The organism is Helicobacter trogontum (assembly GCF_000765905.2).
Classification (GTDB): domain Bacteria; phylum Campylobacterota; class Campylobacteria; order Campylobacterales; family Helicobacteraceae; genus Helicobacter_A; species Helicobacter_A trogontum.
The window spans coordinates 20,532-32,719 of record NZ_JRPL02000011.1; the positions used below are offsets into that span (position 1 = coordinate 20,532).

At 33.0% G+C, this 12,188-nt stretch carries 11 protein-coding genes; 6 read left to right on the plus strand and 5 right to left on the minus strand.

Annotated elements, in window-relative coordinates; all coding sequences use genetic code 11:
* Window positions 1-28: 28 nt before the first annotated feature.
* Window positions 29-1,147 (minus strand): tetraacyldisaccharide 4'-kinase, encoded by a 1,119-nt coding sequence (locus tag LS81_RS05825; protein WP_052096547.1) that lies wholly within the window; start codon window positions 1,145-1,147, stop codon window positions 29-31.
* A gap of 456 nt (window positions 1,148-1,603) precedes the next feature.
* Here LS81_RS05825 and LS81_RS05830 point away from each other — a divergent pair, with 456 nt between their 5' ends.
* Complete coding sequence (locus tag LS81_RS05830; protein WP_034346502.1) at window positions 1,604-3,004, plus strand: cation:dicarboxylate symporter family transporter; 1,401 nt, start codon at window positions 1,604-1,606, stop codon at window positions 3,002-3,004.
* A gap of 152 nt (window positions 3,005-3,156) precedes the next feature.
* On the plus strand, window positions 3,157-4,047 hold the full coding sequence (locus tag LS81_RS05835) for a menaquinone biosynthesis family protein (protein ID WP_052096548.1): 891 nt from the start codon (window positions 3,157-3,159) through the stop codon (window positions 4,045-4,047).
* Here LS81_RS05835 and ftsY read toward each other — a convergent pair.
* From ftsY to LS81_RS05850, 3 genes are all read right to left on the minus strand, one after another.
* A complete protein-coding gene (ftsY, locus tag LS81_RS05840) occupies window positions 4,044-4,922 on the minus strand; it encodes a signal recognition particle-docking protein FtsY (RefSeq protein ID WP_034346503.1) in 879 nt (292 codons plus the stop codon). The two genes, LS81_RS05835 and ftsY, sit on opposite strands and share 4 nt — an antisense overlap.
* A 21-nt stretch (window positions 4,923-4,943) precedes the next feature.
* Window positions 4,944-5,693 (minus strand): hypothetical protein, encoded by a 750-nt coding sequence (locus LS81_RS05845; protein WP_034346504.1) that lies wholly within the window; start codon window positions 5,691-5,693, stop codon window positions 4,944-4,946.
* Between the two features lie 176 nt (window positions 5,694-5,869).
* A complete protein-coding gene (locus LS81_RS05850; protein ID WP_034346505.1) occupies window positions 5,870-6,391 on the minus strand; it encodes a hypothetical protein in 522 nt (173 codons plus the stop codon).
* A gap of 112 nt (window positions 6,392-6,503) precedes the next feature.
* On the opposite strand from LS81_RS05850, the gene luxS reads away from it, so the two are divergent.
* Together luxS and queF are read left to right on the plus strand one after the other, a co-directional pair.
* On the plus strand, window positions 6,504-7,001 hold the full coding sequence (luxS, locus tag LS81_RS05855) for an S-ribosylhomocysteine lyase (protein WP_034346506.1): 498 nt from the start codon (window positions 6,504-6,506) through the stop codon (window positions 6,999-7,001).
* A gap of 46 nt (window positions 7,002-7,047) precedes the next feature.
* A complete protein-coding gene (queF, locus tag LS81_RS05860; RefSeq protein ID WP_034346508.1) occupies window positions 7,048-7,539 on the plus strand; it encodes a preQ(1) synthase in 492 nt (163 codons plus the stop codon).
* A 615-nt stretch (window positions 7,540-8,154) separates the two neighbouring features.
* On the opposite strand, the gene LS81_RS05865 is transcribed toward queF, so the two are convergent.
* Window positions 8,155-8,646 (minus strand): flavodoxin, encoded by a 492-nt coding sequence (locus LS81_RS05865; protein ID WP_034318145.1) that lies wholly within the window; start codon window positions 8,644-8,646, stop codon window positions 8,155-8,157.
* A 131-nt stretch (window positions 8,647-8,777) separates the two neighbouring features.
* Between LS81_RS05865 and LS81_RS05870 the strand changes: the two genes are divergently transcribed.
* Window positions 8,778-9,917: a pyridoxal-phosphate-dependent aminotransferase family protein gene (locus tag LS81_RS05870; protein WP_052096549.1), complete on the plus strand. Its 1,140-nt coding sequence runs from the start codon at window positions 8,778-8,780 to the stop codon at window positions 9,915-9,917.
* A gap of 540 nt (window positions 9,918-10,457) precedes the next feature.
* Complete coding sequence (locus LS81_RS05875; RefSeq protein WP_034346509.1) at window positions 10,458-11,957, plus strand: DUF6056 family protein; 1,500 nt, start codon at window positions 10,458-10,460, stop codon at window positions 11,955-11,957.
* Window positions 11,958-12,188 lie beyond the last annotated feature (231 nt).

Genomic DNA, 12,188 nt, shown 5'->3' on the forward strand with positions numbered 1-12,188 from the left:
GGATTATTTAATTCCTTAAATATGGCATCTATAAATGCGTATGTGATAAGAAAGATTTAATCTTGTCTAAGACATAAGATTCTATTGTTATATCAAGCATAAGCAATGCAACAGGCAGCATAAAATTCATACATTTTACATAATCTTTTTGTGTCATTAAGATATGTGTTGCATTATATTGTTTTAAAAGGGTGTTTAAAGTATTAAAATCAAAGTCTGCATGATCTGCCAAATAGTATTCATGCACAACATTCTTTGGTAAATATGGTTTTAAGCGGCTAGGATTTGCTATTGCAGTCGCTAAAATATATTTAGATTCTATATGAGAATCTTGAAGATGATATAAGCTAACCTTTCGCTTATAATCTTTATTTTCTTTTAAATGTAGATCGCATTTTTTGTAAAATCTCTTTGGAAAGCGATAATATCCGCTTGGTAAAACAAAAGGGAAATAAGGTTTTAGAGTTGGCTCTAGGAGAATATCAAACTTATTAAAATTAAACCTATATGCATCATCAAGGATTACTATTGGTATATTTTGTGGAATGTTTTTTATATGTTGGGAATTTTGTTTTGTTTGCGTGTGTGTTAGCGTTTGTATGTATTCCAATGCTTTTGTGCGATCTTCACTTACAATTACATTGCCTTTTGTTTGCGTGGCAAGCAACATTGCTTCATCGCCGCTTTGTGCTACATCACAGAGTATTTTCCCATTGCAACTTACTTGTATTAAGCCTTTAGATTTTCGCTTATAACCACGCAAGACAATATAAATATTTGTGTAGCCTTGCTTGTGTAGATGTTGTGTAAGTGCAATGCAAAATGGTGTTTTACCACTCCCACCACTTACAAGATTTCCAATGCTTAGAATCTTTATATCAAATCTCATTTTTTTTGTTAAATATTTCTTGCAAAGTGCAATTGATACGTATAGACATGAAAATGGCAATAAAGCATAGGCAAGAATTTTATGCCATAATTTTGGATAAAAAAAATAAGATTCTATGAAACTAATTTTTTTTGTATTTGATTGTGTTTTTGCGTGAGGTTTTATTGGATTTATTATTTCTTTATAGCCCTCATATGCTATGCTAGATTTCTTTGAATCTTTGTGTTGATTATCATTCATAGATGTATTTTTTTGCATAAGATTCCTCATAACTTATCATTTAAACAGAATTGGTATTGTAATACCTCTGTTTATGAAATTATAGATTCTATAGAAGTTTTGTGTATTTGCCATATTTGTTCGCAACATTTTCTTTGATATGCCTTATAATACTCATTCTTTTGCAATTGGCTCAACAACACATAAAAATCAGATTACAAAGATTATAAATAGATGTTTTATTTACTTAAAATAAAAATATAAAGATATTGTTTGAGAGTGTTTATATATCTTTGCGTCAGCATGTATATGTTATTGTGGAATCACATAAGTATATATTGTGTATGTAGCATATAATTCAAATGTTTTAATGGTGTTACAAAATTACCATTATTTACATACTTTATATGCAAACCAATGTTTTTTATTTACTTTTATGTGTGTTTGTGGTTTTATATACGCGATTGCAATGATCACGAAAGGGAGTGTTTAAATATGGCAAATAACAATACGCAAGTTTACAAGAAAAAACAGCCTCTCAATAACAAACTAGCAAAAAGTTTAGTGTTTTGGGTTTTTATAGGCTTATTCTTAGGTGTACTTGTTGGGACGATAGGAAGCTTTCATGGAGCAGAACATTCTTCTGCTTTTTTTCAGTTTTTTTATGATTTTTCAGTGCATTCTAAAGAATACACAATTGATCCTTTTATTAAAGGGTTAAAGCTGCTTATGGGTCCTATCATTTTCCTTACGATTATTACTGGAATTATACGATTGGAGGATCTTAAAACACTTGGATCACTTGGCTTTAAAACGGTTATTTATTTTGAAGTAGTTAGCACATTTGCACTTATTGTTGGTGTGTTTTTTGGTGAGATTATTAAACCTGGTCATGGTATGCATCTTGATATTGCTAGTCTTGATGCAAAAAGTGTACAAGGCTATATAGAAGCGGGTGCAAAAGAGACACAAAGTGCAGGTGGGGAGCTATATAACATTTTAATAGGTGCAATACCCCATGATCCAATTACACCATTTGTGGAGGGCAAAACACTGCAGGTGCTTGTTATGGCGGTTATCATTGCTATTGCATTGTCTTTTACAAGTAAGAACTTCAAAGAATCTGCATTAAAATATTTTGAAAGTATGCAAGAAACATTTTTTAAGGTGCTTACAATTTTGATTTGGTATAGCCCGTTAGCAACATTTGGTGCAATGGCATTTTTGATTGCGAAATTTGGCTTTAGCTCTATTAGCGGTATGGCATTATTACTTATAACAATGGCTCTTGCTGTAATTGTGTTTATCTTTGGTGTTTTAGGTGTTATTGCGGCTATGGCTCGTGTAAATATATTTAAGTTTATGCGTTTCATTTATCGTGAAGTGCTTGTTGTCTTTGCAACTTCAAGCAGTGAAACAGCGTTAGCACCACTTATGCGTAAGCTCGAGAAGGCTGGGATACAAAAAGCTTCTGTGGGACTAGTGATCCCAACTGGGTATAGCTTTAATCTTGATGCAACAAATATCTATCTAAGCCTTGCAGTCATTTTCTTAGGACAAGCCTTTGATATTCCACTTACATTAGAGCAAACCATTACGCTTATTATAATTTTAATGGTTTCTTCCAAAGGTGCAGTGGGTGTTACAGGTAGTGGATTTATCGTGCTTGCAGGGACGCTATCAGCATTAACTACCGCAGATGGTTCGCATTTAATCCCTGCAGTAACCGTTGCTGCTATACTTGGTATTGATAAATTCCTTAGTGAAATGCGTAGTGTTGGGAACTTGTGTGGTAATGCAGTTGCTTGTATGATTGTAAGTATTTGGGATAAGCGTGTTGATATGGAAAAATTCCGCTATGCACTAGATCATCCTGATGAATTTAGAGTCTTATAGTGCGATGTGCATATAGTTTTTATATGGCCCATTGAAGTTGTGTTATGCAGGGTGTCTTAGAAACTTCTATATCCTTGTTATAGCTGCTTTGTAAATGTCATTCTGATATAGAATAGATATAATTTTGAGTATGAATATAAAAGGAAGACTAAATGCAGACACAAACAAATTTATACCTTTCAAACGATGCTTATACTATTGCGCATAGTCCTGATGCTGATGACATCTTTATGTATTATGCAATTGCGTTTGGTTGGGTAGATACGCCTTATAAGCTTATTAATAGTGCACTTGATATTGAAACTCTTAATGTGGCATGCTTACAAGGTATGTATGATATTAGTGCTATATCTTTTTCACTGTATCCTCTTGTATGCAATGAATATGCTTTATTGCGTACTGGAATGAGCTTTGGTGAGGGGTATGGACCAAAGATGGTAAAACGCAAAAACACTTCACTAAAACGCAATTTTAAAGTAGCCCTAAGTGGAGAACATACAACAAATGCTATGCTTTTTAGAATTTATTACCCACACGCACGTATTGTATATAAGAATTTTTTAGATATTGAACAAAGTGTGCTTTCTGGTGAAGTAGATGCTGGAGTGTTAATTCATGAATCAATTCTTAATTTTTCTCAAGAGCTTGAGGTGGAGGCATACATTTGGGATATATGGCAGGAACTTTGTAAAGAAGATTTGCCCTTACCTCTTGGTGGTATGGTGCTACGTAGATCTATACCGCTAAATCGTGCAATCATGTTAGAAGAGGCTTTAACTCGTGCTATACAAATAGGACTTAGACACCAAGATATTTTAACAAAAATGTTACTTGAAAATAATCTTGTAAGGATTAATGCCAAAGAGCTTGACATATATCTGCAACTCTATGCAAATGAACATTCTCACACATTAAGCATAGAACAAACTAGAGCATTAGAGAAATTGTATGAAATTGGTTACAACCACAAGCTATATAAGCAACACATGGAGCTTGAAAAATATCTCATTCCAACAGAATATGCAAAGGTGCGCTATAGCTAAGTTGTTGTTTCAAAAATAGAATCTAAAAGCCCATTAATAAAATCCTTTTCCTCAAATGCGACAAGTTCATCAGCTTTTTCACCCACACCTAAGAATAGAATTGGTAATTTAAATTCATGAATAATACTTAGAATCGCACCACCTTTACTTGTGCCATCCATCTTTGTAATAATAATACCATCAAGCCCCAAGGCTTCATGAAAGATTCTTGCTTGCTCTATACTTGAGCTACCTTGTGTGCCATCTAACACCAAAATCTTATGAAAAGGTTTATTATCTAAGGCTTTACTACATGTTTTTGAGATTTTTATAAGTTCATTTTTTAGATTCGTCTGGTTTGGCAATCGCCCCGCTGTATCAATAATAGCATAGTCCATATTTCTCGCTTTTGCAGCATTAATTGTATCAAATGCAAGTGCACTAGGATCATGTGCATGTTTTGTGGTAACAATCTCAACACCAATTTTCTCGCTCCATAATTGTAATTGCTCGATAGCTGCTGCACGAAATGTATCACCTGCACCAAGTATTACTTTCTTGTTGTTGTCTTTAAATTTTTTTGCAAGTTTTGCGATTGTAGTAGTTTTTCCTGCACCATTAACACCGAATACAAGATAAACAATAGGGCGTCCATCTACCTCTTGGAATCTAACTTTATCATAGTAACTTTCACCACGAAAAAATCTCTCAATAGCAACACGCAAGGCATCTCGACTGATATTTTCATCAAGATTATCTAACATTTTCTCAATGATCTCATAATGAATATCTGATTCTATTAGAATTTCTTCTAGCACACTTTTTTCTATTTTTTGTTGTTTTTGTCCTAAAAATCGTGCGATATTTTCTGAAGTTTTCTTAAAAAATGAAAACATATCTACTCCTTGTTTTATAAGCTATTTGGATTCTAATGCCTTAGTGCTGCTTGGGGCAGTTTGGCTCAATGTATTATTTGGGACTTGTTTTGTAGTGTTGGGATCTGATGTGTTATTTTGTTTGGAATTGGGCGTATCATTCTTAGCGAGAAGTTCTGCTACTATTTGTTCAAGCACTTCCTCAAGCACCACTCCTTCAATGCTTTGTGTAATGTTATTTTCAGTATCTTGTAAAATAAATAATGGTGCCTTGTAATCTCTGATTTCAATGTTTAATACACGTTTTAGAGAATCTAAAAACAGATCGAATTTACTCTCTGTATCCACAAGATTGATTAAGCCTTTATTTAGTGTGATTGGGAAATCTCTGTAATTATTGGCATGTAATGGGGTTTTGCTTAAGATAAATACTTGCAAACTTTTTGTTCTATGCAACAAATTATTAATGTGGATAAAGGTTGGCATACACATATTACAATCTTTTGGAAAAAAAGCAAATATTTTAACCGCATTACTAGATAACATACTTTGCTTATTTCCAGCACTTGTGACATGTAGCTGAATTTTGTTATTGATATGTTGCAATGAGAGTTGAGTGCGTGTATCATCGCTTATATTTGTGAAATCATAAGTTTCTGTTTGACTATCACTTTTTATATTCTCATCAGTATCACTACAGCCAAGCAAAACGATAAACAAACTTAAGCACAAAGCAAAAAAATAGATGTTATATGATTTTATCTTATATAATAGATTATGTGATTTTTGCATATTTCCCCATTATTTATAGATTCTAGAGTAATAAAAAATTAAATGCGAATTATAGCTAAAATAGCTATTTTATGTAAGCCAAATAGAATAATTGACAAATTTATACAATCTATCAACGTCTCCTACACATGCAACATGTAATGAATAATTACATGCTTATGATGCAATATAATGCTTTATGGCATGTCCTTAAAGAGATTGTTGAGTGTTATTAAAACATTGTCTTCGACTAAGTCATTTATGTCTTTTTCTGTAATTTCTGATTTACTACCCAAGTCAGCAATTTGAGATGATTTGAGATTAAGCTTTGCATGTTGTGTGCTTGTAAGTGTTGTTAGACCACCTTGCTCTGTTGGAATAAGCATAATTGCATGTATGGTAACATCAAAACTATTATCATGTTTGTCTTGTATAAAGCCACTTTCTGTTTGTAGGATCTTTTTTGAATTTATTTTTATGCGTAAGTTTGCATTGCTGCTTTCTGATTTTTTAAAGCAACTTTTTGTTAAGGCTTTTTTTGCGGTTTTTTCAATGATTTCTGCCATATCACCTTCTACTTCAAAGGTAGCACTAGCAAATGTTTTAAAGACGGCACATTGTGCAATATTTTTTTGCTCCACTTCAGCTTTTTCGGCACAACCACTATTAAGCATAAGAGCTGCTAGGGCAACACCTAAGATTTTTATTTTAAATGACATTATATCCTCCTTATTATCCATGTCAGTGACTAAGTTTTGAGTTTTAGTAAAATGAGATTCTACAATAATTTGCTATAATTATGTACCAATTTTTTATTTTTAAGGAGCATTTATGCCACTACTTGATAGCTTCAAAGTCGATCACACAATTATGCCTGCCCCAGCTGTTCGCCTTGCAAAAAGTATGGAAACACCAAAAGGCGATAAAATTTCTGTATATGACTTGCGTTTTTGTAAGCCCAATAAAGAAATACTGGATGAAAAAGGCATTCATACATTAGAGCATTTGTTTGCAGGCTTTATGCGAGATCATCTAAATGGTAAAGATACAGAGATCATTGATATTTCTCCTATGGGTTGCAGGACAGGATTTTATATGAGTGTGATTGGTGCACCTGGAGAATATGAGGTAAAAGAAGCGTGGGAGGCTAGCATGCGTGATATCTTACGTTTAACAAGCCAAGATCAGATTCCAGAGCTTAATATTTATCAATGTGGCACGGCACAAATGCACTCTCTTTATAATGCACAAAAAATAGCACAAGATATGCTTGATAAGGGCATTGGTGTGATGGATACCCAAAAGCTTTTGTTAAAAGATTTTTGTTAATCTTTTTGGTTTTAGAATCATTAAAGTTCAAGCTTGAGGAATAGGCATGGCAAAACAAAAAGAGATTCAATATAATCTGAAACAATTAGGCAAAGAAACAGCATACACTTTCAGCTATGATCCAAGTGTTTTAGAATCTGTACCAAACCCACACCCACAACGAGATTATTTTATCAAATTTAATTGCCCCGAATTCACTTCGCTTTGCCCAATTACTGCACAACCAGATTTTGCTACCATATATATTAGCTATATAGCAGATAAGCTCATTGTAGAGTCAAAATCACTTAAGCTTTATTTATTTAGTTTTCGTAATCATGGTGGATTTCATGAGGATTGTGTAAATACAATCGCAGATGATTTAATCAGACTGCTATCACCTAGATACCTTGAAGTTTGGGGTAAATTTACACCAAGAGGTGGGTTAAGCATAGATCCTTATGTGAATTATGGAAGAGAAAATAGCATATATGCAAAATTAGCAAAAAAGCGTTTGTGGTTGCATGATCTGTATCCTGAAACAATTACAAATCGCTAGTAGATTTTATATCCAAATGGTTTTGTAATATAGAATCTAAAGCATATGGGCAAAACTCATTTTACATCAATATTTCAAAATAGCTGTGTATTGTAAGATTGTAGCTACATCACATATAAGTCAAATGTTATAAGTGGGTTTGTCATCAAACGTGAGTTTTATAAGCCAAGCCCTCCGCGTAAAGAAGATATTAAATGCAAAAAATGTTAATATGGTTGCAATAGAGTCCAAATATTTGCAGCTATTTTGTTGTCCAAGCTATAGTCTTTGTAAAAGCATAGATGAGGTTTTGTTGTGCTAAGTTGTCAATACGGCGTACCTTGAAAAATACATTATGATACCTTAAGTTTATTTTTTAGGAAAAAGTAAAATCTTGCTACATGGTTGTAATGATTGCAGAGAAAATGATGATATGAAAATAGATTTAAGGTATTGCAACGTAGATTTTATATGAGGAGTATCGCTATGAATGGCAATGCAATAAGAAAGTATAAAATGACTAAGCTTGTGGTTAAAAGATTCTAATATACTGCAACACATAACACATTCAGTTGGTTGCGGTATATGTAGATATATTGATATTAGTGATGGTAACTAAAATTTAGTTGGCTTTTCTTAGAAGCCTTCACCTTTGATTTGTGCTACCCATGCATCAAGTCTCTCATCGGTTTTGTCGTCTTGATTTACTTCATCAATAGCCAAACCTACAAATTTTCCACCTTCTACACCCTTAGATTCATCAAATTCATAACCATCAGTTGAAGTTGCACCAACAACTTTTGCACCTTTTGCTACATTTTTGAGGTGGTAGAGTGCATCACAGAAAGTACTGCCATAGCTATCAGCATCACCTAATGCCAATAATCCCACAACTTTACCATTAAAGTTTGCCCCTGCAAGAGTTTCTGCATAACTTTCCCAATCACTTTGCAATTCACCATCACCCCACGTTGAGCTTGCTAATATGATTTTATCAAATTTATTGATAGCATCGGCATCAGCATCGGCTACATTTACAAGCTCTGCACCACCCAACTTTTTTGCTAATCTTTCGCATACATCAGTCGTAGTGTCATTATCGCTTCCAAAAAATATTCCAATACTCATTGTATTTCCTTAATAATATAGATTTACAAACCATATATTTTGGTTTGTTTGACTGCAAGGATACTACATTTTACTTAACTGCATTCATATTTCTGCTATACTTACGCATATTTTTTTGCAAAAGGGAAAAAATGAAAACAAATATTTCAAAGATTGTGACGCAACCACTTTTATTTACACCTGGTCCAACGCCCACCCCAGAGTTTATTCGTCAAGCTATGGCAGAGCCAACACTACATCATAGGACAGCTGAGTTTGAGGCAATATTTGCAGAAACTAGAAAGCATTTAAATACAATGCTTGGCATGTCAGAGACACTTATGCTTGCAAGTAGTGGCACAGGGGCTATGGAGGCATGCATTGCAACTTTTTCTTCACACAAAATTCTTAGTGTAAATAGTGGCAAGTTTGGAGAACGTTTTGGTGATATAGGCAGGGCAATTGGCAGGGAGGTTGTTGAGATTATAAATGAGTGGGACACACCTGTAAGTGTAGAGGCTATTGAGCAGGCATTAACAAAGCATAGAGATATTGAGTGTGTGTGTTTGCAGATTTGTGAATCTGCAGGTGGTTTATCGCATCCATATAAGGAGGTTGCAGAGCTAGTGAAGCAATATAACAAAGATATTTCTGTTATTGCTGATGGTATCACAGCCATGGGAGTAGAACACATTGATACTATGCATATTGATGCTTTAATCGGCGGTAGTCAAAAGGCTTTCATGTTGCCACCAGGATTAGCATTTATTGGTTTAAGCAAGGTAGCAACTGATTTTATAGAAAATAACTCAAAAGGTTATTATTTTAATTTATCAAAAGAGTTAAAAAATCAGCGTAAAAACACAACTGCATATACAGCAGCAACTTCTATTATAATAGGTGTTAAAGCTTATTTTGACATGCTTAAGAGCAGAAATTTAGAGATCACAGATATATATGAATATAGCGCAAAAATTGCAAATGCCACACGCAAAGCATTGCAAGCAATAGACTTACATATTTATCCAAAAACACCAGCAAATAGCATGAGTGTTGTGGATTCTGTGTATGCAAAAGATATTATAAAAACCTTAAAATCTCATTTTGGTATTAACGTAGCAGGTGGGCAAGATAGGTTAAAGGATAAGATTTTTAGAATCAATCATATGGGATATATTCCTGTGCATGAGATTGCTTTTGTAGTAAATGCTATAGAGCTTAGTTTGCAAATGCTTAATCTACGCACTTTTAATGGAGAAGCAAATAGGGTATTTTTTGAGGCATTGATGTAGAAGTATCACCTAATAGGGCAATGTGATAGTATTTGAATAGCTTTGTCCTAAAATGCTATTTAATAATATTAAACATAAATTAAAGTTCTTTTATTATCCATTATCTTAATATGCATGAATTTAAAGCTATTTTGCGGAGGTTTGAATCAATAAATTATTTACCACTGCTTATTGGCGTAGATTGTAACCATATGGATAAATATAGATAATGTGATTGTAAATTATACCAAGCGATATGTTGCATATAGACTTGAAAGATATATATAAATGCATATAAATAGTTCAATATAGTAGATCTTGAGTGTTATTATATGTATAAATATATAGTGTATCCTGCATTGAATAAAAATATGGACATTATTATCCAGACCAATAGAGTGTAAGTCGGATTCCTAGGTAAAATACTACATTTTACAAAAAGATTTCAGATATATAGATTATAGCAAGTAGAGCTTGAGTTTGAAGTTTATATGATAATATTGTGCAATAGAATAGAATCCCCATTTCTTAGAATTCTACATATTGTATATAAGGATAAAAATGACAGCTACACATAAATCAGTTTGGATTACTTTTATTTTATTTGGTCTTTTCTTGTTGAGTATTAATTATGTATTCCCCACACAAAGTGATGATTTGGAGGCTAGTTTTGGCGGATTAGATGGTGCTATAAGCATGTATATGAATTGGAATGGGCGATTTGGTGAGTTGCTTAGAACAGCTTTTATTGGTGCACTTGCTCCAACACTATTTTTTAAACTAATAAATACTTTAGTTGGAATTGTATTTTTGCTTACATGGTTTGTGATTCTTTATGCAAGACTACCAAGAAGTTTTAATGATAGCATAGTGCTTGCATTAAGTATTTTATGCATTTTGCTTTTTAGTACCTTTGGGTCAATATTTGTATGGGCTGCTGGTGCACTTAATTATTTATGGGCTTATACACTTGTTTTACTTGTTTGTATACCCTATAGACTTTTTTGGCACAACTATATTACACATAAGCATGTTATTTTCCAGTCCCCACATATATTCATTCTACTTCCATTCTATATAGCAAGTTTTTTTGCTGGAATGTCCAATGAGATTACAGGTGTTATCGTAATTGTTATTCATATTTGTTTGATTTTTTATGCAATTGTGTTTGCAAAAGTTAGGCTACCTTTTTGGTATTACACAGGTATAGTATTATTCTTACTGGGTTTTTTAGCATTGTATCTATCTCCTGGTCATGCAAAGAGGGCGGCGTTATTTATACAATTAGAAATTGAGTATTATTCAATTAGAGATCTCTTGCACATGGGCTTATATGAAAAGCTTACAAGAATTAATCATGTTATGAAAGCTACAAGCACAACCCTTGTTGTATTTGCATGTTTGTTGTTATGTTTTTTATATACTCAAGTTAAACAAAAACAATGGCTATATATTGCTCCAATCATGTTATTTGCGATAATTTTAATCACAGCTTTTATTGTGCCACCACTACACTTTCTTAAACATCTTGTTAGTGCTTGTTTGTTTATTGTAACATGCTATTACATTTCATTGGTTTATAAGAGAGATGGGAATATAGTATTGTCTAGACTATATTTTTATGCTTTTATTCTTTTTCTCTTTTGTCATATATGTCTTTTATTTACATTACAGGTAAATATACCACCTAGGGCTCGTCTTTTTGTTGTGCTTAATGGTATTGTTGGATTTTTAATTGTTTACCAAGTCGCAATAACGTTGTTTTACCGCACACAAAGAAAGATTCAGTATGGAATCTTATTATTTAGCTGCCTTTATGCGACTTTTGTTTTAAGTGCATTTGTAGATATGCGTATTAAGTGGAATAATATGACAAACTATATAGCAGAGCAAAAGGCACAAGGGATAGAGGACATAATTGTAAGTCCTGCATATTTTCATAGCTTCTATAAACGTTATGGAGATTGGCAAAATCCAGCTGATAAGGCAGGTGAATTTCCAAATCCAAGTTATGCAAAGCATTTTGGTGTGAGAACTTTTGTGGTTAAAGAAGATAAATAGATGTAATGTTTTTTTTGAAGCAGTGTTTTTGTCAAATATATTGGGTATATCTAGGGATATCAAATTATATGAAACTTTAAATTTCAAGAATAGTTGCTCTTATTGTACTGCATCTTAATACGCATTACAGACACGGAGATTATCTAGAATGGCATATAGTTTATATGATAAATAGATATCTTCTGCTTTTTACACACAGAAATATAGCTTTCATTCAGTAGAGCTGGCAAA

Bases quoted from the DNA above. Each gene is read 5' to 3' on its own strand.
- LS81_RS05845 (WP_034346504.1), bottom strand. From the start codon at position 5,693: ATGCAAAAATCACATAATCTATTATATAAGATAAAATCATATAACATC.
- LS81_RS05825 (WP_052096547.1), bottom strand. From the start codon at position 1,147: ATGCAAAAAAATACATCTATGAATGATAATCAACACAAAGATTCAAAG.
- queF (WP_034346508.1), top strand. From the start codon at position 7,048: ATGGCAAAACAAAAAGAGATTCAATATAATCTGAAACAATTAGGCAAA.
- LS81_RS05835 (WP_052096548.1), top strand. From the start codon at position 3,157: ATGCAGACACAAACAAATTTATACCTTTCAAACGATGCTTATACTATT.
- LS81_RS05870 (WP_052096549.1), top strand. From the start codon at position 8,778: ATGAAAACAAATATTTCAAAGATTGTGACGCAACCACTTTTATTTACA.
- LS81_RS05830 (WP_034346502.1), top strand. From the start codon at position 1,604: ATGGCAAATAACAATACGCAAGTTTACAAGAAAAAACAGCCTCTCAAT.
- LS81_RS05875 (WP_034346509.1), top strand. From the start codon at position 10,458: ATGACAGCTACACATAAATCAGTTTGGATTACTTTTATTTTATTTGGT.
- ftsY (WP_034346503.1), bottom strand. From the start codon at position 4,922: ATGTTTTCATTTTTTAAGAAAACTTCAGAAAATATCGCACGATTTTTA.
- LS81_RS05865 (WP_034318145.1), bottom strand. From the start codon at position 8,646: ATGAGTATTGGAATATTTTTTGGAAGCGATAATGACACTACGACTGAT.
- LS81_RS05850 (WP_034346505.1), bottom strand. From the start codon at position 6,391: ATGTCATTTAAAATAAAAATCTTAGGTGTTGCCCTAGCAGCTCTTATG.
- luxS (WP_034346506.1), top strand. From the start codon at position 6,504: ATGCCACTACTTGATAGCTTCAAAGTCGATCACACAATTATGCCTGCC.